General features: G+C 65.5%; 20 protein-coding genes. 8 read left to right on the forward strand and 12 right to left on the reverse strand.

Features of this window, described 5'->3' with window-relative positions; genetic code table 11:
• Positions 1-40: 40 nt before the first annotated feature.
• On the reverse strand, positions 41-2,227 hold the full coding sequence (locus M2342_RS07235) for a hypothetical protein (RefSeq protein WP_264578590.1): 2,187 nt from the start codon (positions 2,225-2,227) through the stop codon (positions 41-43).
• A gap of 268 nt (positions 2,228-2,495) precedes the next feature.
• Between M2342_RS07235 and M2342_RS07240 the strand changes: the two genes are divergently transcribed.
• The 4 genes from M2342_RS07240 (at position 2,496) to M2342_RS07255 (ending at position 6,704) form a co-directional block, all read left to right on the forward strand.
• The gene (locus M2342_RS07240) at positions 2,496-2,807 is read left to right on the forward strand and encodes an Hpt domain-containing protein (RefSeq protein ID WP_264570741.1); all 312 of its coding nucleotides are present in this window, start codon (positions 2,496-2,498) and stop codon (positions 2,805-2,807) included.
• A 130-nt stretch (positions 2,808-2,937) separates the two neighbouring features.
• Positions 2,938-4,167, forward strand: a complete 1,230-nt coding sequence (locus M2342_RS07245) for a hypothetical protein (protein ID WP_264578591.1) — start codon at positions 2,938-2,940, stop codon at positions 4,165-4,167.
• A gap of 33 nt (positions 4,168-4,200) precedes the next feature.
• Entirely contained in the window at positions 4,201-5,283 is a 1,083-nt protein-coding gene (locus tag M2342_RS07250; RefSeq protein WP_264578592.1) for a hypothetical protein, read from the forward strand.
• Positions 5,280-6,704 carry an ATP-binding protein gene (locus M2342_RS07255; RefSeq protein WP_264578593.1) on the forward strand — a complete coding sequence of 475 codons (1,425 nt, stop codon included), beginning with the start codon at positions 5,280-5,282 and terminating at the stop codon, positions 6,702-6,704. The genes M2342_RS07250 and M2342_RS07255 overlap by 4 nt, the downstream gene beginning before the upstream one ends.
• Before the next feature lie 15 nt (positions 6,705-6,719).
• Here M2342_RS07255 and M2342_RS07260 read toward each other — a convergent pair whose 3' ends face one another.
• The 3 genes from M2342_RS07260 to M2342_RS07270 form a co-directional block, all read right to left on the reverse strand.
• Positions 6,720-7,313: a glutathione S-transferase family protein gene (locus M2342_RS07260; protein WP_264578594.1), complete on the reverse strand. Its 594-nt coding sequence runs from the start codon at positions 7,311-7,313 to the stop codon at positions 6,720-6,722.
• 266 nt (positions 7,314-7,579) lie between these two features.
• Positions 7,580-9,760, reverse strand: a complete 2,181-nt coding sequence (locus M2342_RS07265) for a 3-hydroxyacyl-CoA dehydrogenase NAD-binding domain-containing protein (RefSeq protein WP_264578595.1) — start codon at positions 9,758-9,760, stop codon at positions 7,580-7,582.
• A 157-nt stretch (positions 9,761-9,917) separates the two neighbouring features.
• Entirely contained in the window at positions 9,918-11,126 is a 1,209-nt protein-coding gene (locus M2342_RS07270; protein ID WP_264578596.1) for an acetyl-CoA C-acetyltransferase, read from the reverse strand.
• A 359-nt stretch (positions 11,127-11,485) separates the two neighbouring features.
• On the opposite strand from M2342_RS07270, the gene folE reads away from it, so the two are divergent.
• On the forward strand, positions 11,486-12,091 hold the full coding sequence (gene folE, locus M2342_RS07275; protein WP_264578597.1) for a GTP cyclohydrolase I FolE: 606 nt from the start codon (positions 11,486-11,488) through the stop codon (positions 12,089-12,091).
• The gene (locus M2342_RS07280; RefSeq protein ID WP_264578598.1) at positions 12,088-12,858 is read left to right on the forward strand and encodes an SDR family oxidoreductase; all 771 of its coding nucleotides are present in this window, start codon (positions 12,088-12,090) and stop codon (positions 12,856-12,858) included. The genes folE and M2342_RS07280 overlap by 4 nt, the downstream gene beginning before the upstream one ends.
• A gap of 105 nt (positions 12,859-12,963) precedes the next feature.
• On the opposite strand, the gene rplI is transcribed toward M2342_RS07280, so the two are convergent.
• From rplI to M2342_RS07300, 4 genes are all read right to left on the reverse strand, one after another.
• Positions 12,964-13,572 carry a 50S ribosomal protein L9 gene (rplI, locus tag M2342_RS07285; protein WP_181560057.1) on the reverse strand — a complete coding sequence of 203 codons (609 nt, stop codon included), beginning with the start codon at positions 13,570-13,572 and terminating at the stop codon, positions 12,964-12,966.
• A gap of 13 nt (positions 13,573-13,585) precedes the next feature.
• Positions 13,586-13,810, reverse strand: a complete 225-nt coding sequence (rpsR, locus tag M2342_RS07290) for a 30S ribosomal protein S18 (RefSeq protein ID WP_181560056.1) — start codon at positions 13,808-13,810, stop codon at positions 13,586-13,588.
• A 13-nt stretch (positions 13,811-13,823) separates the two neighbouring features.
• Positions 13,824-14,252: a 30S ribosomal protein S6 gene (gene rpsF, locus M2342_RS07295; protein ID WP_181560055.1), complete on the reverse strand. Its 429-nt coding sequence runs from the start codon at positions 14,250-14,252 to the stop codon at positions 13,824-13,826.
• A gap of 183 nt (positions 14,253-14,435) precedes the next feature.
• Positions 14,436-15,710: a chloride channel protein gene (locus M2342_RS07300; protein WP_264578599.1), complete on the reverse strand. Its 1,275-nt coding sequence runs from the start codon at positions 15,708-15,710 to the stop codon at positions 14,436-14,438.
• Between the two features lie 150 nt (positions 15,711-15,860).
• Between M2342_RS07300 and fabD the strand changes: the two genes are divergently transcribed.
• Together fabD and fabG are read left to right on the forward strand one after the other, a co-directional pair.
• Positions 15,861-16,796 carry an ACP S-malonyltransferase gene (gene fabD / locus M2342_RS07305; RefSeq protein ID WP_264578600.1) on the forward strand — a complete coding sequence of 312 codons (936 nt, stop codon included), beginning with the start codon at positions 15,861-15,863 and terminating at the stop codon, positions 16,794-16,796.
• Between the two features lie 20 nt (positions 16,797-16,816).
• Positions 16,817-17,557 carry a 3-oxoacyl-[acyl-carrier-protein] reductase gene (gene fabG, locus M2342_RS07310; RefSeq protein ID WP_264578601.1) on the forward strand — a complete coding sequence of 247 codons (741 nt, stop codon included), beginning with the start codon at positions 16,817-16,819 and terminating at the stop codon, positions 17,555-17,557.
• A 662-nt stretch (positions 17,558-18,219) separates the two neighbouring features.
• On the opposite strand, the gene M2342_RS07315 is transcribed toward fabG, so the two are convergent.
• The 4 genes from M2342_RS07315 to M2342_RS07330 are packed head-to-tail and all read right to left on the reverse strand — an operon-like array spanning position 18,220 to position 23,132.
• Entirely contained in the window at positions 18,220-18,528 is a 309-nt protein-coding gene (locus M2342_RS07315; protein WP_264578602.1) for an ArsR/SmtB family transcription factor, read from the reverse strand.
• A gap of 11 nt (positions 18,529-18,539) precedes the next feature.
• Positions 18,540-21,746, reverse strand: a complete 3,207-nt coding sequence (locus M2342_RS07320; RefSeq protein WP_264578603.1) for an efflux RND transporter permease subunit — start codon at positions 21,744-21,746, stop codon at positions 18,540-18,542.
• The gene (locus M2342_RS07325; RefSeq protein WP_264578604.1) at positions 21,743-22,774 is read right to left on the reverse strand and encodes an efflux RND transporter periplasmic adaptor subunit; all 1,032 of its coding nucleotides are present in this window, start codon (positions 22,772-22,774) and stop codon (positions 21,743-21,745) included. The genes M2342_RS07320 and M2342_RS07325 overlap by 4 nt, the downstream gene beginning before the upstream one ends.
• A gap of 19 nt (positions 22,775-22,793) precedes the next feature.
• The gene (locus tag M2342_RS07330) at positions 22,794-23,132 is read right to left on the reverse strand and encodes a rhodanese-like domain-containing protein (RefSeq protein ID WP_264578605.1); all 339 of its coding nucleotides are present in this window, start codon (positions 23,130-23,132) and stop codon (positions 22,794-22,796) included.
• Positions 23,133-23,182 lie beyond the last annotated feature (50 nt).

The following is a 23,182-nucleotide window of genomic DNA, read 5'->3' on the forward strand; positions in this document are numbered from 1 at the left end:
CGGGCGCGCGGTTTCAGCCCCGCGCCCGCTCAGTTCGGCCTCAATTTGGCCGAAGCCGGTCGATGCCCTGTGCAAGCGCCACGTAGAGCTTGCCGATATCCGACGAGATCATTGTCAGCGCCAGGGTGCTGCCGTCCTTGGCGGCCATCACCGTGCGCAGCAGCATTTCGAAGTCGCGGATGTAGCGGTTCACATGCTCGCGGAAGGTGGCATCGTCCTGATAGAGGGCGTGGATCTGCTTCGCCTCGGCATTGTTGACCAGCTTGGTCGCCCGCCGCGCGAACAGGCCCTGATCACCCTTGAGATAGGCGTTCCAGTCGCTGTCCGAAACATCCTTGTCGAACCATTTGCCGACATCGATGGCATGCTCGCCCAAGGCGCCAATGAGCATGGCGGAGCGTTCGGAGATCAGATCGCGGTCCTGCGTCTCCAGCTTCTCGCGATGCGCGCTGATGGCGAGGTCGAGCGTCTTGCCGGCTTCGGCGAGAGTCAGCATGTCGCCGCTCAGCTTGTGCGTTGCCTTCTGGGCGGTCTGCGCAGCCTCGTCGGCCGCTTGGGCCAGCCGAGCCAGTTCGCTCGAGACGGTGGCCTCGACCACCTGCCGGATGGCTTTGTCGCTGGCCACGGCGAGGCCCTGCGCGGCTGTCGGGATCACGCTCTCCATCGCTTCGCGCGCGCGTGAGGCGGCAGCGTCGGCGGCATTGCGGACTTCGCCCAGCGCTTCCGCCAGGCGCGGGCCGACCGTCTCGCCAAGCACCTCCATGCCACGACCTGCCTGCTCGACCGCATCGGCCAGAGCCGTGATTTGCTGGCGCTGCGCGGAAAGGGCATCCTGGGACTTGCACAAAGCCTCGGTGAGCACGCTGAGCTGGGTGTTGGTCGCCTTGTCGGACTCGCGCAACTGGCTGACGACGCCGGTTGCCACCGCTTCCACGGCCTCAAGCGCAGGCCCCGCCGTGCGGATGCGTTCGTGCATTGTGCCAAGCTGGCTTTCCACCCGGCCAATCGCGGCCGGCAGGCTCTCGTCCAGCTCGCGCACGCTGCTGTCCAGGGCGAGCAGCAACGCTTCAGTGCGCTGGATAAGCTGGCCGGCATGGCCATCGCCGCGCCCCAGCGTCTCGATCAGGGCCTGGGTTTCCCCTGACAGCCGGCTGAGCGTGCCGGAAAGCTGCTGGGTGCGGGCGAGCGAGGCCTGCTCCAGCGCATCGAACGAATGCGCAAGCGCGGCTGCTTGCTCGCTCGTCTGGGTCAGCCACTGCGTGCTCCTGCCGGTCTGCCCTTCCAGCCGGACATCGAGGCTGTCGAGCAAGGCTTCCATCTCGCGGCAGGTGGACGCGAAGCGATCCAGACCGCCGCTGGATGCGCGGTCGATTGCCGCGGCGCTCTGTTCGACGAGCGCGGCCAGCGCGGCGTTCTGCGCATCAAGGCGCTGCTCGGTCGCATCGAGCACGGATTTCACGCGGTCGATGGTGAGGTCGAGGCGGGCGGAAGAGAGTTCTGAGAGATTGGTCAGCTCTTCTCCCGCGTCATGCGCGCCGTCACGCAGGTCGGTGAGCTGCGCCGAGAGCGCCTTGCCGGCATCGGTGAGCTGCAGGCGGACTTCCTCCGCCACCAAAGCTGTCGCCTGCAACTGATGATCGAGGGCATCGTGGCGCTGGCCCAGATCGCCACCGACCCGTGCGAGCGTTTCGCCCAGTGTCGCCAGCCGGTCCTCCAGCTTGGGCAGCGTATCGACCATCGCGGCGAGACGGTCGCCGACGGCACTCACGCGCGACAGCGAGGTCGTGCTGTTCTGGCCGAGCAGATCGGTCTGCGCGGCGATGTCCGTCATGGATCGGCGCAGGGACTCGCTCGCCGCCTCGGCTGCCCGGGCGGTTTCGCGGGTCTGGCCGGCAAGCTGGCCGTTCACGTCAGTAAGCATGGTCAGGGCCTGGCGCGCTTCGCTGGTGATCTGCGCGGCGTCGTCGGCGCTGATCGAGGCGGCCGCCGCAGCCGGGCGTCGCATCAGGATCACCGCGAGGCCGCCGAGGATCAACAAGGGTGCCGTCGCGACTGCGATCAGGTTGATCAGCCATGCGGAGCGCGCGCCGATGTCCGGATCGGTCCCACTGGCGACCACAAGCGCGACCCAGCCGACGGCAATGACGCCCAAGCCCCCCAGAGCGGCTTTCCGCGCCGGGCTGAGCGGTTCGCTCTCTTCGGCGCCGTTTGCGAAGGATATGGCCATGCCTTGATCTCCCCCAGAAGAACGATCGGGAAAGGCGGGCGCGTCCCAGCCTGCATCCGACTCGTTGCGGCGCGAGACGCCGTCCTGTTTCACGTGTTCTGGCCCCTTATTGATGCCGCTAATCTGGTCGATATCCCGCCCATCCGTACCGTTTTGGGACGGATTTTCGACTTTTCGGGCGTCGGACATGACATTTCCTTAACATGTTCCCTCTGAGGGGGAACCCGGTTTTACACTCTGTTCACCTTTCGAAGGTTATCAGATGGCCATGGCATATGATCCTGGCACGCTCGAAGCAGCCCTTGCTGCGGCAGTCGGTTCCGACCGTGCGCTCATCGCGGATTTGCGTCGCGCATTCCTCGAAAGCGCAGGCCGGCAGGTTGATCTTCTGGCCCGTTCCCGCTGCGATGCGAACTGGACGATGGCGGCGCTGCGACTCAAGGGGCTGTGCGCCAGCTTTGGCGTTAATCGCCTGATGAACCTTGCCGACGAGGCACTGGTCGGCGCGCCGGGCGATCCCGTCATCCTGCGGCGCATCACCCAGGCGCTGGCGACGGTCGGGGCGGAAAACGAAGACTGACCGCCCGACCGCATGTGTCGGCTGATCACTCTCCAGGCAGCGCCATGTGTCGAAACGGCGGCCTTGCAATCGGGCCACCGCATTGCCAGACAGATGGTCTGTGTCGAATGTCGGTCTCTAGGTAGCATCCATGGTGCTGGTCGCTCTGCTCAGTGCGCGCAATGCCGCACGGGACGGTCTGCAGTCGCCCGTGTCATCGGCGCTGCTGGATTTTGGCGGCCAGAGCCTCATCGAATATCAGGCGCGGCTGGCGCTGGGCGCGGGCGCGGAAAAGCTCATCATCCATGCCGATGCGGCGGCGGCCGAGGCGGACTTGCCCGGCCTCACCCGCATGGCCGATCATATCGCGCGGGAGACCGATTGCCCGGTAAGCGTCGTGCGCGACATGCCGGAACTGGCCCGCACGATTGGGCCGGAAGACCTTGTTCTGCTGATGGCGGAAGGCGCGGTGATCCCCTCAGAAGCGCTCGACGCCCTGACGATCAGCGGGGGCGAGGCGGTGCTGGTGCTGCCCTCGGGCGCGAGCACGGCCAGCTTCGAGCGGCTGGATGCCAGCAGCATGTGGGGCGGGGCGTTCTGTGTTTCCGGGGCACGGCTGCTCGCAACGCTGGATATGCTGGGCGAGTGGGATCTGGTGCTCACCTTGCTCCGTCGCGCCGTTCAGGATGGCGTGGAGCGGATCATGCTGCCGCCCGAGCCGGTGCTGCAGGGGCGGCTGGCCTTCCTCACCGATCAGTCCAGTGCCGATCTGGCGCTGAATGCGCTGAGCGATTACGCCCCCGACGCAAGCTGGCGCGATGGCGGCGGCGTTGCGGCCTTGTTGGCGCCGCTCTCGCGCACGTTGCTGCGCGAGTTGATGCACCGGCAGGCGGAACCGGCCCATATCGCGCTGCTTGCCGTGCTGCTGTGCGCGGGCAGTGTGGCAGTGGGGCTCAGCGGATGGGCTTTTCCGGCGCTGCTCCTCATGCTGCCCGCGCTCGGCATCGCGGCGCTGGCAAATCGTTATGCCCAGCTGACCCTGCGCGCGACCGGCCGGCGCTGGCCGATGGCGCTGGCGCAGGGCGGCGCGCTGCTGCTGCTCGGCATGACCGGTCTGCGCGCGGCGGGAGCGGACCCGCTGGCGCTCACCACGGTGCTTTTCGTACTGCTGTTCCTCACTCTTTTCACCTTTGGATCGGAACGAACCACGCCCACCGCGCTTTGGGAAGTGCAGCTTCGCCCCGGCGTCCCGGCGGCATTGCTGATGGTGCTGGCCGGCGTTATCGTCGGCTATGTGGGAATAGCCTTTGCGCTGCTCGGCTGGGTTCTGGCCGGTCTGCTGGCCGCGCGACTGTTCCATGTGGGAAGGTCCGAATTTTAGGGCCTGTTAAGCCTGTTTGGCTAGGGATGGGGCATGACGGGCGTGGGTGAACCGGTTCAGCAACGCCATGGCGGCGAGCGGGAAGGCGCGGTGTTTGCCGCGCGCTTTGCTCGCGGGCTGGCGCTGGAGGTTCGCCATGGCGCCGATCTCGCCCGGCTGGCCGACGATGCGCCGGGCCGCTGGACCGATGCCTTGCTGGCCGAAACGCGCATCCATCTTGCCGGGCTGATGAACGCCGTCGAGCAGGCGCTGGTCGCCGGACTGGCCCGCGAGCCCGTGGCCTCGGCCTCCGCCATGCCCGATGCCGGTTATGCGCGGCAGGCGATCGAGCGGGATATTGCCGTGCTCTCGCCGGACTTGCTGCGCCATCTGCGTCATCGCGCCTGCGTGTCGCTGCTGATGCGGCACTATCGGCTCGAGGGTCGCCATGGCGATCGCTCGCGGCTGGAGAGCGAGGCCAGCGACAATGGTCGGTATCTCGATGCACTGGCTGGCCTCGCGCTGGCGGAGCGCAACTGGTGCGGGCCGATGTTGCTCGACGCGACGATGCTGCCGGATCTGCCGGCCGAACTCTATCACGATCTCGTCTGGACCGTCGCGGCCCTGCTGGTAAACGGGAGTAGCGCACAAGCCGCCGGCGCCGATCCCATGCTGACGACGGCCATCGCGCGCGCCGCCGAGGGGCTGATTGCCCGTCATGATGAAGGGCAGGGCGCCATCGCACAGGCCCGCCGCTGCGCGCGTGCGCTTAATTCGGATCAACGCTTCGCCATCGCCCCGCACGCGCTGGCGGAAGCACGGCTGCTCCTCTTCGCTGCCATCGTGGAGTGCGAGGGCGGCATTGCGCTGGACGAGGTGCTGGAGGCGCTGATCGGCCCGCAGGATCGCGATCGCTTTGCCCTGTTGCGGGTCATGGGCGTGGACGATCCCGGCGCTTTTCAGGTCGCAGAGATGCTCGGCCCGGTCACCGGTCTCGCCGAAGGGGGCGATGCCGCGCTCGTCGCTTTCGTCGAGGGCTACCGCGCCTTTGACGCGGAACAGGCCATGCAATGGCTGCTCGACCGGATGAACCCGCGCGCGCTGGCGGACAAGCTGGCTCTGCTGGACGGCCGATGACAGTCGCGCCCCCCGGCACGGAGCCAATCCTGGCGCGGCTGGACGGCGACGGCCGCATCATCTCGGCCGACGCGCCGCTTGCACGGTTGCAGGCCGATGCAGGCGGCGATCCGCATGGGCCGCTCGCCATTCCTGCGCTGGCCGCGCTCGTCCGCCTCGCCGCGCGGCTGCGCATACCGATTTCCCGCGCGGTGCAGGCTGCACAGGGCGAGGCCGATCTCAGCATGTGGGTGCAGATCCGCCCGGAGGCGGACGGCTATTCCATGTCCATCGTCGACTGGCAGGTGCGCGCTCCGCGTCAATGGCCCGGTGAACTGGGCGTGCTGATGGCGCGCCGTCTGGCGCCCGCCGAGCCGGGCTGGCCGTGGCAAGTGGATACGCAACTGCGCTTCCGGCAGGTCGCTGCCGAGGCTGCCGCCATCGGGCATGAGCCGCCCCGCGATGGCGAGCCGCTGACGGCCTATTTCCGCCTCGATGCGATCATTGCGGACGATGTGTCGCCGATGCCGCTGGTCGAGGCGTTGGCGCTGCGCATGCCGTTTACAGACCAGCATGCGCGCCTGCGGGCCGACGGTGCGGTTTCCTATCGCATATCCGGCGAGCCGCTGTTCGATGAGCATGGCGCGCTGATGGGCTATCGCGGCCGCGCCGTGCCGCAGGAGAGCCAGCCCGCACAGGAACCCCGCGTCGAGGCAGAGGCGCCGTCGGCGGAGATCCACGATCTCTTTGGCGATGGCATGTTCGATGCCGGCTTCGCCCCCCGGCTGGACCGCGCCCTGCGCCAGCCGATCGGGCGGATCATCGCCAATGCTGGCAGCATTGCCGCGCAGGCCCATGGTGAACTGCGCGAGGAATATGCAGGCTATGGCGCGGACATCGCCCAGGCCAGCCGCCATCTGCTAGATCTGGTCGATGACTTGTCCGATCTTCACGCCATCGAGCGCCCTGATTTCCGGGTGGCGAAAGAGCGCGTCGATCTGGCCGATCTGGCGCGCCGCGCGGCCGGTCTGCTGCATGTCCGCGCTGGCGAGCGCGGCATCCGTATCCAGACCCCGCCGCTGGGCGAGAGCGCCATGGCTTGCGGTGAGTATCGCCGTGTGCTGCAGATCCTCGTCAATCTCATCGGCAATGCGGTGAGGCACACGCCGCGCGACAGCACCATCTGGGTGCGCGTCGATAGCGAGGGCGGGCGCGCCCGCGTCGTCGTTGCGGATCAGGGAGGCGGGATCGACCCCGCCGATCACCAGCGCATTTTCGAGCGGTTCGAGCGGCTGGGCCTCTCCGGCGGGGATGGCAGCGGGCTGGGGCTCTATATCTCCCGCCGTCTCGCACGCGCCATGAACGGCGATCTGACGGTGGAAAGCGCGCTGGGGCAGGGCGCCCGCTTCACGCTCGATCTGCCGGTCTGGGCTGACGCCTGAGCGGAGACGGCCTGCTCAGGGCACCCGCAGCCCGCGCAATTCGTAGCCGATCGACTGTTCGATCTCACAGGTCTTGCGCACGGCTGGCAGCGCCATCACTCGGTCGTAATGGGCGGTGAGGCCCGGCCAGTTCTCCACCGGCAGGGCGAGCGTGTGTCGCATCCGCCAGAATAGACGGAAAAGGTGGATGTCGGCCACCGAAAGCCTGCCGCCTACCGCCCATTTCTGACCCGCAAGCCGATGCTCCGCCTGTTCGAGCGCGGCCTCCGCGCGCTCTTGCCCGGCAATGAAGGAGGGATGCAGCGTTGCCGCCGCGAACGACATCCAGGACAGAGCCTGCGCGGTGCCCATGGGATCATCCGGCAGCAGCGCGGCCTCGGGAAAACGCCGCGCGAGATAGAAGAGGATGGCCGCCACTTCGGTCAACGTGCCCTCCTCGGTCACCAAGGTCGGCACCTTGCCCTCGGGGTTGATCGCGAGATAGGCCGGCTCAGCCTGTTCGCGCTTGGCGAAGGAGAGCGAACGTAGCTCGAACGGCGCCCCGATGTGCACGAGGGCGATGTGCGGGGCCATCGAACTGGCGCCGGGGGCGATGTAGAGTGTGAGCATGGGTTGTCCTCCCTGATGCCGGCAAAGGCTGTGACAAGCTTAATCCTTCTCCCCTTGAGGGAGAAGGATACGAAGCCTTGCCGCTATGAGCGGCTAGGCGCAGTTGGATGAGGGGTGGCGGATCTATGGTCCGCGCGATCCCGTGGATCGCGTACCCTTCTCCCAGCTTCGGCTAGGCAGCACGCTGCCAAGCCTTCGCATCCCTCTCCCTCAAGGGGAGAGGGTATAGGGCGATCCTTGCTGCTTAACGGCAGCCTATTATCATCTCAGGCCGCCTCCACCTGCGCGCGGTCATAATAGCCATGGCCGCTCGCTGCCATCTCCCGCAACTGCTCAGGCGGCGCGAAGCGTTCGCCATGTGCGGCTGTCAGCCGATCCAGCACCTCGACCACCTTCGCAGGGCCGATCGTGTCGATCGCGCTGAACGGGCCGCCGGTATAGGGCGCGAAGCCCCAGCCGAAGATCGCGCCGATGTCGCCGTCCTGCGGCGTCACCAGCACGCCCTCGGCAAAGCAGCGAGCACATTCGACCAACTGGCGATAAAGCAGCCGCTCACGCACCTTGGCCGGCGTCGGCTGTTTGAGCGCGCGCGGGAACTCCGCCGCAAGACCGGACCAGAGCGCCTTTTTCCCGCCGTCCGCCGGATAATCATAATAGCCCTTGCCGTTCTTGCGGCCGAGGCGGCCGATCTCGACCATATGCGCGACGACATCGTCGGCCTTGGCGGGCACATAGGCATCGCCCAGCGCGGCCTTCGCGGCGAGCGTCACCTTGTGGGCCAGCTCAATGGAGACCTCGTCCGAGACGGCGAGCGGGCCGACCGGCATGCCGAGCTGGCGCCCGACATTCTCGATGAGCGCTGGATTGATGCCCTCGGCCAGCATCTGCGCGCCTTCCTGCACATAGGTGCCGAAGCAGCGCGAGGTGTAGAAACCGCGCGAGTCATTGACGACGATGGGCGTCTTGCGGATCTGCGCGACGAAATCGAGCGCCTTGGCGACGGCGGCATCGCCGGTCCCCTTGCCGAGGATGATCTCGACCAGCGGCATCTTTTCCACCGGCGAGAAGAAATGCACGCCAATGAAGTTCTCGGGCTTCGACCACGCCTTGGCGAGGCCGGAGATCGGCAGGGTGGAGGTATTGGAGCCGAAGATCACGTCCGGCCCCAGCACGGATTCGACCCGTTGGGTGATCTCCGCCTTGATCGCAGGATCTTCGAACACGGCCTCGATCACGAAATCGCAGCCCTGCAGCGCATCCACGCTGTCCGCCGGGGTGATGCGGGCGAGGGCTTGTTCCATCTTATCCGGCGTCATGCCCCGGCCGATGCGCTTTTGCATCTGCGCCTGCGCATGGGCCTTGCCCTTGTCCGCTGAGGCGAGATCGCGGTCGAGCAGCACCACGTCGATACCGGCCTGCGCCGCGACATTGGCAATGCCCGCGCCCATCATCCCGGCGCCGAGCACGGCCAGCTTTCTCGTCGGGGCCTTCTCGACACCGACAGGGCGCCGCGCACCGCGTTCGGCGGCCTGCTTGGAGACGAACAGCGTGCGGACCATGTTGCCCGCCTGCGGATCGGCCACCACCTTGGCGAAATATTTGCTCTCGACCCGGATCGCCCGGTCCATCGGCAACTGGATACCCTCATAGACCGCGCTGAGCAGCGCATGCGGCGCATGGATGTTCCGCTGGGTCTGCTTGGTGGTCATCACCGTCGCGGCCATCATCGTCTGGATGAAGCCGGGGTTGAACTGCCCCGATCCGCCGGGGACCTTGAAGCCCTTGATGTCCCATGGCTGGGTGTGGGCATCGGGATTGGCCTTCACCCAAGCCTTGGCGACATCGACGGTCTGGCCGGGGTCGGCCAGTTCATCGACGACCTTCATCGCCGCCGCTTCGGCGGGACGCCAGCTTTTCCCCTGCAGCATGTACATGAGGGCGCCTTGGATGCCGATCAGGCGGGGCAGGCGCTGTGAGCCGCCACCGCCGGGGAACAGGCCGACGAGGATTTCCGGAAGGCCGATCTGCACCTTGGGATTGTTGCTGAGCACGCGGTGATGGCAGGCGAGCGCCAGTTCCAGACCGCCGCCCATGGCCGTACCTTCGATGGCAATGGCGACCGGCTTTCCGCAAGTCTCAACTTTGCGCAGCAAGTCGTTGAGGGTGAAGACATTGTCGAACAGGGCGGCCATGTCGACATCGCCGGTTGTCGCCTCGCGCAGCATGGCCGAGAGATATTTGAGGTCCATGCCCGCCATGAAGCCACTGTCCTTGCCGGAGCAGACGACGGCGCCCTTGATGGCCTCCTCGCTACCGATCCGTGCGATGGCGGCGGCGAAGTCGGTCAGGAAGTCAGGCGTGATGACATTCATCGACTGCCCCGGCACGTCGATGGTGAGAAGGGCGATGCCGTCGCCGTCGATCTCGGTCGTGATGGTCGTAGCCATGTGTGCCTCCTGACTAGTTCAATTTTTTCCTCCGTTCATCCTGAGTAGCCACTGAGCTTGTCGAAGTGGCGTATCGAAGGATCGAGCCACTGAATGCCCCTTCGATACGGGTGTTCGGCAGGCTCAGCCCCTACTCAGGACGAACGGACTTCTGGATTCAAACCCGCTCGATAATAATCCCGGTGCCCATGCCCGCGCCGACGCACAGATTGACCAGCGCCGTGCCCTTGCCGGAGCGTTCCAGCTCATCGAGCGCGGTGCCCAGCACCATGGCCCCGGTCGCGCCGAGCGGATGGCCCATGGCGATGGCGCCGCCGTTCACGTTGATCTGGCTGTGATCGAGCCCCATCGCCTGCATGTAGCGCAGCACGACGCTGGCGAAGGCTTCGTTCAGCTCCCACAAGTCGATATCGCCGACCGACATTCCAGCCTTTTTCAGGAGCTTGTCGGCAATGTTTTCCGGGCCCGTGAGCATGATCATCGGCTCGGAGCCGACCGACGCCATGGCCTTCATCCGGGCACGCGGCTTGAGCCCATATTTCTCGCCCATGGCCTTGCTGCCCACCAGCACAGCCGCCGCGCCATCGACAATGCCGGAGCTGTTGCCGGCATGGTGGACATGGTTGACGCGCTCCAGCTCCGGGTAGCGGAGCAGGGCAATGGTGTCGAAGCCCGGCATCTCCTCGCCCATGGCCAGAAAGCTGGGCTTGAGGCTGGCGAGGCTCTGCATCGTCGTTTCCGGGCGCATATGTTCGTCATGGTCGAGCAGGATCTGGCCGATCATGTCCTTGACCGGGATGATCGACTTGCCGAAGCGCTTGTCGTCCCAGGCGGCCTTGGCCCGCTTCTGGCTCTCGACTGCATAGGCATCCACATCGTCGCGGGAGAAGCCGAACTTGGTCGCGATCACGTCCGCGCCAATGCCTTGCGGCGCGAAATAGCTGGCATAGGCCACATTGGGATCGGAAGCCCAGGCGCCACCGTCCGCGCCCATCGGCACGCGGCTCATGCTCTCCACGCCACCGCCAATGGCCAGCTCCGCCTCGCCGCTGATCACCTTGGCCAGGGCCATGTTCACGGCTTCCAGTCCCGAGGCGCAGAAGCGATTGATCTGCACGCCCGGCACGGTTTCGGCATAGCCGGCCGTCAGCACCGCCATGCGGGCAATGTCCGTCCCTTGCTCGCCGACCGGGGCGACGCAGCCGAGGATCACGTCGTCCACGTCCGCCGTGTCGATGGCGTTGCGATCGCGCACCGCCTGGAGAACCTGGACCGCTAGCTGTACCGGCGTCACCTCATGGAGCGACCCGTCCGGCTTGCCGCGTCCCCGCGGTGTGCGCACGGCATCATAGATGAAGGCTTCCATGGTCGCTCTCCTGTAGGTCTGGCGGGGCCTTTGGTGCGGCCAATATGGGCCATGCCATCGCCTTCGCGCAAGGGCTCGCTGCCGGCTTCGCCACTTGCGTGGTCCATGCAAGCCCAAGAAATCCGCCAATCCTCGGCCTTACCCTAACGTCAACGGAAGGTGCGCGGGCGGGGCATAATTTCCCTATCTTTAGCGCCAAGGCGAGCCGTGCATGCCAAGTCCGCGCTGCCCTTTTGGGCGCAAGCGGCCCGACTCGGGCGTCTGCGGTTGAATAGAAAGTTCCAACGGCCTATCTGCGCCGCATCAGCATATCGACATGCACACCCGCGTGTCTTCTTGTCCTTTTCCCGGGGGTAGGCATGGCCAGCCAGAACGAACTCAGTCCCAAGCCGGCAAAGCCGGACGTTCCCAAGGATGTCGAGGAGGCGATCCGCACCCTCATCCGCTGGGCCGGCGACGATCCAGAGCGGGAAGGCCTCATTGAAACGCCCAAGCGCGTCGCGCGCGCCTGGCGGGAATATTGCGAGGGCTATGCCGAAGACCCGGCCTATCATCTCTCGCGCATCTTTCACGAGGTTGGCGGCTATGACGAGATCGTGCTGCTGACTGACATCCCGTTCCAGTCGCATTGCGAGCACCATATGGCCCCGATCGTCGGCAAGGCGCACATCGCCTATCTGCCGCAGGATTATGTCGTCGGCATCTCCAAGCTGGCTCGCGTGCTGGAGGCGTTCGCCCGCCGCCTGCAGGTGCAGGAGCGGCTGACAGCGCAGGTCGCCGACTGCATCTGGGAGAATCTCAAGCCGCTCGGCGTGGCCGTGGTGATCGAGGCGACCCATGGCTGCATGACCGGGCGGGGCGTCCGCACCCATGGCACGATCATGCGCACCAGCCGGATGATGGGCGTGTTCAAGCGCGACGAAAAGAGCCGAGAGGAAGTGCTGCGCCTCATGGGCGTAAAATGACGGCGCAGGCCCCGCTCGCGCTCGTCACCGGGGGGCACCGCCGCCTCGGCGCGCGCATCGCCATGCATCTGGCACGTGCCGGCTATGCGCTCGCGATCCATGGCCGGCACGACGCGGAGCCGCATCGCTTCCTGTCCGAATGCCTCGCCGAAACAGGCGTGCGGTGGCATGGTTTCGTCGCGGATTTCCTGACGCCGGGGGCAGCCGAAGGGCTGATGCCGGCGGTGATAGATCATTTCGGCCGTGCGCCAGATCTGCTGGTCAACAGCGCCTCGCTGTTCGGCGAGAGCGAACTGGCCAATGTCAGCGCCGGCCAGCTGGCCGATTATCATCAGGTCAACACGGTTGCGCCGGTGTTGCTGACCCAGGCCTTTGCCGCCGCGGCCCGGCCCGATGATGCTGGCGCCTCGATCGTCAATATTCTCGACCAGCGCCTGGCCCAGCCGCATGGCGACCAGCTCGCCTATACGCTGGGCAAGGCGGGGCTGGAGGCTTTCACGCGGATCGCGGCGCGCACGCTGGCGCCTGCCGTTCGGGTCAACGCCGTCTCGCCGGGGCTGACGCTCGCGACCTATGATTATACGCCCGAGCAACTGGAGCGGCTCGCCAGCCACGCGCCGCTCGGCGTGTTGCCGACGCCGGAGGCGGTGGGCGAGGCGGTGCTGTACCTGGCGCGGGCGGAGTCGGTGACCGGCCAGACAATCATCGTCGATGGCGGTGCCCATATGCGCAGCTACGAGCGGGACTTCCTGCATCTGGAGACCTGAACCGCCCGGCAGCGCCCGGTGACGGCCGATCCGATCTCCCACAAAGCAAAACCCCGCCGGACGATCTGTCCGGCGGGGTTTCTAAAGCTTGCCGAGGGAAGGGGCTCAGGCCTCTTCCGTATCCTCGTTGGCAGCCGGCTCGGCAGCCTCGGTCGCGATTTCGCCCGGCTCGGCATTGGGATCGTAATCCTCGGTGAAGCCGGCTTCGTCCTTCTCGAACATGGAGGCCATGACGTCCACGCCGTCCTTCTGCAGGTCGGCTTCCTCAGGCGAACGTGCGACGTTGGCCTGAACGGTGACGGAGACTTCCGGGTGCAGCGAGACGCGCACGTCGAACAGGCCGAGCGTCTTGATCGGGCGTTCCAGCACGACCATCGACTTGCTCACATTGGTGTGGCCGGCTTCGTGGAGTGCTTCCACGATGTCACGGACCGAGACCGATCCGTAGAGCTGGCCGCTGTTCGACGACTGACGGATCAGGACGACCTGAACGCCATCGACCTTCTCGGCCGCCTTGGCAGCGTCGTCACGACGGGCTGCGTTGTCGGCCTCGATCTTGGCGCGGTTGGCCTCGAACACCTTCTTGTTGGCGTTGTTGGAGCGAAGCGCCTTCTTGTTGGGCAGCAGATAGTTGCGCGCATAGCCGTCCTTGACGGTTACGACGTCGCCGATTGCACCCAGCTTTTCGATACGCTCGAGCAGAATGATTTCCATGGGTCCGCCCTCCTTACTTCACGATGTAGGGCAGCAGGCCCAGATGGCGGGCGCGCTTGATTGCCTGGGAAAGCTCGCGCTGCTTCTTGGCCGAGACGGCCGTGATGCGCGAGGGAACGATCTTGCCGCGCTCAGAGACGAAGCCCTGCAGCAGGCGCACATCTTTGTAATCGATGCGCGGTGCGTCCTTTGCGGAGAACGGGCAGGTCTTGCGACGGCGGAAAAATGGGCGTGCCATGTGTCAGGTCTCCTTATTCGCCGTCCGAGGCTTCTTCGCGGTCCCGGCGGGGCGCGCGATCGCCGCGATCCGGGCGGTCACCACGGTCGCCGCGCTCACCACGACGCTCACGGTCACGCTCGTTCTTGCGCATCATCACCGAAGGACCACCCTCCAGCTCTTCGACGCGGACGGTCATGAAGCGGATCACGTCTTCGTTGATCTGCGTCTGACGCTCCAGCTCGGCGACCACGCCAGCCGGCGCGTCGATGTTGAGCATCACGTAGTGAGCCTTGCGGTTCTTGGCGATCTTGTAGGCGAGGTTGCGGAGACCCCAGCTTTCCACCTTCGTCACCTTGCCTTCATTGGCCTCGATGATCTTGGTGGCATTTTCCGCGAGCGCATCGACCTGGGCCTGTGCCAGATCCTGACGCGCAAGGAAGACATGCTCATAATAGGGCATGGTTCATGCGTCCTGTCTTTTGGCCGATTGCTGACATACGCCCCATGCGCATGCCCCTCCGGCTGTCGTCTCAAACAAAGCTTCGCGGCGGGCGCAGCGAGAGCCTGCCCGGCGAAGGGGCGGCCTATGGCTGAAAAGTGCCCGCAAGGCAAGTGCGCAATGCCCGCTCTCGCCGATAAGCGATCAGGGCCGGAACTGCCGGGCCAGCGCGTGATAGAGCTTGGGCTTGCAGATCTGCCCGCTGACCCAGTTGGCGAAGATCGCCGTGGCGAACAGCGGCAGGATCATGGTGCGGTCTGCGGTCATTTCCATCATGATGATTGCGGCGGTGAGCGGCGCCCGCACCACACCCGCGAAATAGCCGATCATGCCGAGCAAGACGATGGCGCCGTGCGGCTGGTCCGGCATCAGCAGTCCCAGAAGCTGGCCAAGGCCGGCGCCGACGGAGAGCGATGGCGCGAAGATGCCGCCGGGCGCTCCGCTCAGCGCCGTGGCCAGCGTGGCAACAAGCTTGGCGGGGCCGAAGCTCCAGGACACCTCTTCACCGGCGAGCAGCGCGCGGGTCGTCTCATAGCCGGTGCCCCAGCTGATTCCGGCGGTGAGAATGCCCGTGATGGCGACGACGAGCCCGCAAATGCCCGCGACGAGCAGCGGCTTGGCCCGCATCGCGCGGGTGAGCGGGCTGCGGGACCAGGCAAGAGCGATCAGCGCGCGGGAGAACAGGCCGCCCGCCACGCCGCCGACCAGCCCGGCGACCGGCGTCAGCAGCAGCATGGAGGAGATCGGCATCGATTGATGCATGGCGCCAAAGTAGATGTAATCGCCCGAGAGCCACAGGCTCGTAATGCCCGCCATCATCACGGCGGCCATCACCACGATCGCAATCTTTTGCTCGAAGGCAGCGGCCAGTTCCTCGATGGCGAAGGCGACCCCGGCGAGCGGGGTATTGAACGCAGCGGCAACGCCTGCCGCACCGCCGGCAATGATAATCCCGGCCGAAACCGGCACGCGCAGCCAGCGCTGCACCGCGGCCATGATGGCGGCGCTGATCTGCACGGTCGGTCCTTCGCGACCGACTGAGCCACCCGCGAGCAGCATCCCCAGCGTGCCGAACAGCTTGAACAGCGCGGTCCGCAGCGAGAGCAGGCGGCGGGATTGTGGATGATCCGGCATACGCGCCGCCGCCATTGTCTGCGGAATGCCCGATCCGCGCGCCTCCGGGCACCAATGCCGCGTGACATAGGTCACCGCGACGAACAGGCCGGGCGTGATGACCAGCGGCGCATAAGGAAAGGCATCGGCCACGCCGGTAAACACGCCTTGTGCGGCCTCGCCCAGCTTGGCGAACAGCACCGCGACGAGGCTGAGCAGCAAGGCGCCACCGATCGCGCCGATGCGGCCCCGCATCACGCGGGCGTCCACGCGACCGATCGCGTTGGAGAACCGTGGCTTTAACATCCTGGCTTCCCCTATGCCCCATGAGCAGGGCGCACAATGGCGAATGTCCATCCAGGCGCGCCGTCGTGCCGGTCAAGCCAACAGGACTTGCCCGGGGCGCCCCCCCGGACTAGGGCGCAGGCCTTCACAGACCAAGCAGGGATCAGGGCCGTGCGTGCATTCATCTTTCCGGGGCAGGGCAGTCAGGCCGTGGGCATGGGGTCGGCGCTGGCCGCTGCATCGCCCGTGGCGCGCGAGATTTTCCAGGAAGTCGACGAGGCGCTGGGCCAGCATCTCTTTCGCATCATGACCGAAGGGCCGGAAGCGGACCTGACCCTGACCGAAAATGCCCAGCCGGCGATCATGGCCAATGCGCTTGCCACCTTGCGCGTGCTGGAGAAGGAAGGCGGCGTCGTGCTCCGCGACAAGGCGGATGCGCTGGCCGGCCACAGCCTCGGCGAATATAGCGCCCTGTGCGCCGCCGGTGCCTTCGATCTCGCGACAACGGCCCGTCTGCTCAAGACGCGCGGCCGGGCGATGCAGGCCGCCGTGCCGGTAGGGGAGGGCGCCATGGCCGCGCTGCTCGGCGCCGACATCGAGAAGGCCGAGGCGCTCGCGGCTGCTGCGGCCGAGGGCGAAGTTTGCGCCGTCGCCAACGACAATGATCCCAGCCAGGTCGTCATTTCCGGCCATGTCGGCGCCATCGAGCGCGCGATCGGGCTGGTGAAGGATTATGGCATCAAGCGTGGCGTGCTGCTGCCGGTCTCCGCGCCCTTCCATTGCCCGCTGATGCAGCCGGCTGCCGATGCGATGGCGGCTGCGCTAGCGGACACGCAGTCGCCCGGCGCCTTCATTCCCGTCTATGCCAATGTCACGGCCGCGCCGGTGAGTGACGCGGCAACGATCCGCGATCTGCTGGTCCAGCAGGTCACTGGCCGGGTGCGCTGGCGCGAGAGCATCGCGGCCATGTGGGCGGCGGGTATTACCGATTTCGTCGAGCTGGGCGGCAAGGTGCTCGGCCCGATGGTCAAGCGCATCGCGCCGGATGCGACCGTGACCAGCGTGATCTCGATGGATGACATCGAGGCGCTGCTGGGCCGCGTGTGAGAGACAGGAGGGACTGCATCATGTTCGATCTCAATGGAATGACGGCGCTGGTCACCGGCGCGAGCGGTGGCATCGGCTCTGCCGTGGCCCGGGCGCTGGCCGCGCAGGGCGCGCGACTGGCGCTCTCCGGCAGCAATGTCGCCAAGCTGGAGGCCTTTGCCGCCGAGCTGGGCGGCGATCACGTCTGCGTGCCGTGCGATCTGAGCGATGCGGCTTCGGTGGACGCCCTGGTGCCCGCCGCGATCGAGGCGCTCGGCGGCAAGCTGGATATCCTCATCAACAATGCCGGCGTCACGCGCGACAACCTCATCCTGCGCATGAAGGACGAGGAGTGGGACACCGTCCAGAAGATCAATCTGGAGGCGGCCTTTCGCCTGATCCGCGCGGCTTCCAAGCCGATGATGAAGGCCCGCACGGGGCGGATCATCTCGATCACCAGCGTGGTGGGCGTGACCGGTAATCCGGGGCAGGCCAACTACGCTGCCTCCAAGGCTGGGCTGATCGGCATGAGCAAGAGCCTGGCGCAGGAACTTGCCAGCCGGGGCATCACCGTGAACTGCGTCGCGCCCGGCTTCATCCGCTCGGCCATGACCGACGCGCTCAACGACGCCCAGAAGGACGCCATCCTGTCACGCATTCCAGCCGGCGCGCTCGGCACCGGCGAGGATATCGGCGCGGCGGTGGTCTACCTCGCCAGCCGCGAGGCGGGCTATGTCACGGGCCAGACCCTGCATGTGAATGGCGGCATGGCGATGATCTGAGTTTGGCCGGTCTCTGGCGAGGTCGGCTGATCCCGGGCTCATCATCACGGCAGAGCGAGATTTTTTATCGGCAGGCGGAACCCGATGCCGCGCCGATCATTCCCTCACTGACTGGCTCCCGCCGGTCAGCGGACCCCCTTAACGGCGACCTTTCAGAGGTCGCCGTTTTTTTTGTGGTGAGGGGGGGTGGGCTGGCCGTGTAAGGTGGTCTCAGTCGACGCTGGCGCGCTATCCAGTTCTGAACCCACAAATCCGTGGCGGCTGATCCTACCAGGCCATACCAATATCGAAAACACGGTCCGATATTTTGGCGTGAATATCGCCGATGCACCGACGCTGTCGGAGAAGACAGAAAGCGAGGCATAACCGGCTGCGCGATCTCTACATAGACCCGGCTACGCTAGCGGGAGCTCGCGACGCAATCCACGATGTGTGCGATCCGGTCAAACTCTGGTGGCGCTTGCGAACCACCATTTGGCGACAATCCGCAGCGATCCTATCTCTGTTAGACCGACCTGCATTCAGGCTGCGCAAGACCCGCTAGCTTATGGGAGGCACGATTATGTCGGAACAAGAGTGGCATGGTGCAGGTATCCCGTCGAAACCCGGCGGGCCCCTGGTATGGCTGGCAGTCCCTTCCGTCCATCGGGCGCGACGCGTGCTTAGCGTAGGTGCGCTTCGGGCTGAAATCGTTCGCACATGAACTCCATCAACGCTTCGACGTGCGAATTTTCCAGCCGGTAATAGATCGTCTGCGCATCGCGGCGCGTCTGCAAAATGCCCCCTTCGCGCATCTTGGCGAGATGTTGCGATACGCTCGATTGCGACAGGCCGCAAAGGTCTGTCAGCTCAGTCACAGAAGCTTCAGCATCCCTGAGGCGACAAAGCAGGACTAGTCGCTGCGGATTCGCCAAGAGTTTAAGCATCGCTGCCACTTCCGTCGCGTGCTCGCATAGGAGGCTCAGCTCCATCTCTTTCATCTTCACTGGGTCGCCAGCCTTTCATCGTCCCTGAGCACTACGTAGATCGCTGGAATAACGAGCACCGTCAGCAGCGTCGAGGAGGCAAGGCCAAAGAGCAGCGAAATCGCAAGACCCTGAAAGATCGGGTCCGTGAGGATCACTGCCGCGCCGATCATGGCCGCCGCGGCTGTAAGGGCGATCGGTTTAACCCGGATCGTGCCGGCTTCGATCAGCACATCGCGCAGCGGCCTGCCCGATTCAGCACTGTGACGGATGAAATCGACCAACAGGATGGAGTTGCGCACGATGATTCCGGCAAGGGCGATGAAGCCGATCATCGAGGTCGCCGTAAACGGGGCCTGAAACAGCATATGGCCGATGACGATGCCGATCAGCGTCAACGGGACCGGTGTCAGGATGACGAGCGGGAGCTTGAAGCTGCGGAACTGTGCGACCACAAGAATATAGATACCGAGTAGCGCGACCATGAAAGCGCCGCCCATGTCGCGGAACGTCACCCAGGTGATCTCCCATTCACCGTCCCAGAGCATGCTGACTTTCGACTCATCCTCGGGCTGGCCGTTGAGGCGAATCTGCGGCTTGACGAGGCCCTTGGCTGCCCAATCATGGTCGTCGACGGCGCGATCAACAGCGAGCATGCCGTAGATCGGTGCTTCATAGGCGCCCGCCAGCTCGGCCGTGACCATGTCGGCATAGCGGCCGTCGCGACGGAATATGGCGGGGCTGCCGGTCTCGTTGCGCGCATCGACCACGGCGCCGAGGTCGATGAGTTGACCGGCTGGCGTCTGGGCGACGGGTGTTGCGGCGAGCGCTTGGGTCCAACTCCGGTCTTTCTGAGCAAGCGCAATCGTAATCGGCAGCGGTGTGCGCCCGTCGCCGCGCGGTGCATAGCCGACCGTTTGGCTGCCCATCAGCATGCCTATGCTGTCGGACACCTGTCGCTCGGACAGGCTGTAATAGTCGATCCGATCGCGCTGCGGCACCAGACGCAGGCGAGGGCGCGGCTCGCCGACGCTGTTGTCGACATCGACGATGAACGGCACGGACTTGAAGATTTTTTCCAGCTCGGCGGCCGTCTTCTGGCGCGTCGCGGCGTCGGGCCCGTAGACCTCGGCCAGCAGCGTCGCGAGCACCGGCGGCCCCGGCGGTGTCTCGACGACTTTAATCGAAGCGGTCACCGGCAGCTTGAGCGCTTTCAGCCGCTCGCGCAGATCGAGCGCGATCTGATGACTGGAACGACTGCGGTCGCCTTTGGGGAGCAGGGTTACCATGACATCGCCCTGATCGGGTTGCGCGCGCAGGAAATAATGGCGAACAAGGCCGTTGAAATTGAAGGGTGCCGAAGTGCCCACATAGGCTTCCATCGCCGTCGCCTCCGGCAGCTGGCGCACGATGGTGGCGACGTCTTCCAGCACGCGGCCGGTATTCTCAAGTGATGTGCCCTCCGGCATATCAACCACCACCTGCACCTCGGATTTGTTGTCGAAGGGAAGCAGCTTCACCGTCACGGCCTTGAAATAGAACATCGAGCAGGCGACCAGCGTCGCAATCCCGATGCCGATGAGGAAGCGCCGGGCGGATTTGCGCGTGTCGATGATCCGACGGGCAACTTTCGCGTAGAGACGGCCAAGCCTTCCGCCGCTCTCGTCATGCCCGCCAGCCCCATGCGCCAGCGTCTTGCGGGCAAAGCGGATCATCAACCAGGGGGCGAGCACGACCGCGACGAAGAACGAGAAAATCATCGCCGCCGAGGCATTGACCGGGATCGGCGCCATATACGGCCCCATCAGTCCCGAGACGAACAGCATCGGCAGCAGCGCCGCTACCACCGTCAGGGTGGCGACGACGGTCGGGTTGCCGACCTCGGCGACCGCCTCGATGGCCGCCTGCGTCCGGGTCCGATTGTCGTCTATGGCCCAGTGTCGGGCGATATTCTCGATCATGACGATGGCGTCGTCTACGAGAATACCGATTGAGAAAATGAGCGCGAACAGGCTGACGCGGTTGATCGTGTAGCCCATGAGATTCGAGGCGAACAAGGTAAGCAGGATCGTCGTCGGGATGACCACTGCTGTCACGGCAGCCTCGCGCCAGCCGATGGCAAAACCGATCAGGACGACGATGGAGATCGTTGCCAGGCCGAGATGGAAGAGCAGTTCATTGGCCTTCTCGTTCGCGGTCTCGCCATAGTTGCGGGTGACCGCGCCTGCGACGCTATCCGGGATGAGCTTGCCCTCGAGTGTCTCGACACGCTTGAGGATCGCATCCGAGACGACGACGGCGTTGGCGCCCGCGCGCTTGGCGATGGCGATGCTGACGGCTGGCGCGCTGGTCCATGTGTCGCCGGCCTTCGCCCATCGCCAGGCGCGTGCCTGATCTTCCCGCGGCCCCTGCGTCACCGTGGCGACATCCCGCAGATAGACCGGTGCGCCCGAGGCGGATCGCACCGTGAGGAGACCGACTTCCTGCGCCGAAGAAAGGGTGCGTCCGGCTGTCACTGCCACGGCCTTGCCGTCCTCGCGGATGTTGCCGAGCGGGAAGCTCCGATTGGCTTGGCTCGCAGCCTCTATGACGTTGGCGAGTGGTACGCCATATTGGCGCAGCCGAGCCGGATCGGGAGCAATGCGGATTTCTTCGGGTCTGCCACCAACGAGGAACGTGAGGCCGACATTGTCGACCTTGGCGATTTCGGTGCGCAGCTTGGCGGCCAGTTCGTAGAGGCTGGCGTCGTTCCACTGACCTGCCGCGCCGGGCTTTGGGGTGAGCGTCAACACGACAGCCGGCACGTCGTTGATGCCGCGCACGGTCACCTTGGGATCTGGAATGCCGACCGGCTTCCGGTCCCAGTTGGCGCGCAGCTTTTCCTCGACACGAATGGCCGCGTCTTCCGGGTTCGAGCCGACGAGGAACCGGGCGGTGACCATCACCCCGTCGTCCTGCGCCTGCGTATAGACATGCTCGACCCCGTCGATGCTCTTGACGATTGTCTCAAGCGGGATGCCGACCAGTTCGATTGCGTCTCCAGCCGAAAGCCCAGGCGCCGTCACTTCAATGTCGACCATCGGCACGCTGATCTGCGGCTCCTCCTCCCGGGGGATGGAGAAGAGAGCCAGCAGACCAACGGCCAGCGCCGCCAACAAGAATAGCGGCGTCAGGGGAGAAGAGATCGTGGCGCGCGTGAGCCGGCCGGAAATTCCGAGGTTCATTTCGTGCCTTTCGGCAGGAACAGCGTGTCGCCGGCGGCGACGCCCGCCAGAATTTCAACCTTGGCAGGGTCGTCCGTCGGCGCGATTTGCACCGGCACAACCCCCACTGCTTTGTCGCTGCCAACGATCTGTACCTGATCGATCCCATATTGTGTCGTCACGAAGCTGCGCGGAACGACCAGCGCCTTGCGCGTGCCGACAGAGACCGAAGCGCTGACGCGCCGTCCTACCAAATCAGTGGAGAGGCCAGGAAGCGTGGCATCGACACGGATCTGTCCGCCACTGACGCCCGGATAGACCTGGACGACGCGGCCTTCGCGGACGCCAGAATAGCGCGCATCCGTCACCAGCACGCGCGAGCCGGCCTGAACTGCGCCTGCGGCCGACTCCGGCAGCATGAGGCGCAGAACGGGTGGGCCGGCGGTGACAGTGGCAATCGACATGCCCGGCGCCACGACCGACCCGGCCGGAATGTCGGCGCGCAGCACGCGGCCACTGGCCGGGGCCAGCACGGCGCCTTGCTCCGCGATGCTCGCGCTTGCGCCTCGCTGGGCCTGTGCGGCCGCTACCATTGCATTGGCGGCCTTGGCAGCCGCGACTGCCTGATCAAGTCGAGCCTTGGCGTAGACGCCATTGCTGTAGAGATCCTGGATCCGGGCGAGATCGCTATTTGCACGAGCAGCCTCGGCCTGCGCCGCTGCGACGTTTGCACCAGAGGCGCTGGTTTCGTAGCCGAGGCGCGCATCGACGATCATGCCGATGCGCTGCCCCTTGCTGACCACGTCGCCAGCGCGGACGGAGAGGCTGCTGAGCGTGCCGGGGATGCGCGCGAGGGCCTCGGCTTGGTCGCGGGTTGCGATTTCAGCGCCAACAGCTTTCATGTCGGCAATGTCGCTCAGGGCAAGGCGCAGCGTATCGCCAGCGGGCAAGCTGGAAGACCGTTGCTCCTGCGCTGGTTCGCCGCCGCATGACGACAGAACCAGCAACGCGCCATAAAGCCAAGACGCTTTCGCTTTTTTCGCCATCATGTGCTCCCCAGTCGTCGCTTCAGTCCATCACCACGGGAAGGCCGCTAGATTTCCAGGCTGCAATGCCGCCGGCCAGATGGGTATCGATGGTCGATTGCGCCTGGCCGCACTTTTCAAGCGCCATGCCCGAGCGCTTTCCACCAGCACATTGCAGCACGACAGTCCGGCCTTGGGCATCCGGAACATTAAGCGGTGAAAAGGTCGACAGGGGCATATTTACTGCACCGGCAATGTGGCCTGCAGCGAACTCGTCCGGCTCGCGCACGTCGACCAGCAGAACAGCGTCTGCTTTCAGCAGGGCGTCGAGTTCCATCGGCTCGATTTCGCGATGGGTCTTGGCTTTTCCGAATCCGAACATGGATGCCTCCTCCAATTTCCCCATTGCGCATATCGTGATATGCTTATATT

The organism is Sphingobium sp. B8D3A, assembly GCF_025961995.1.
GTDB lineage: Bacteria > Pseudomonadota > Alphaproteobacteria > Sphingomonadales > Sphingomonadaceae > Sphingobium.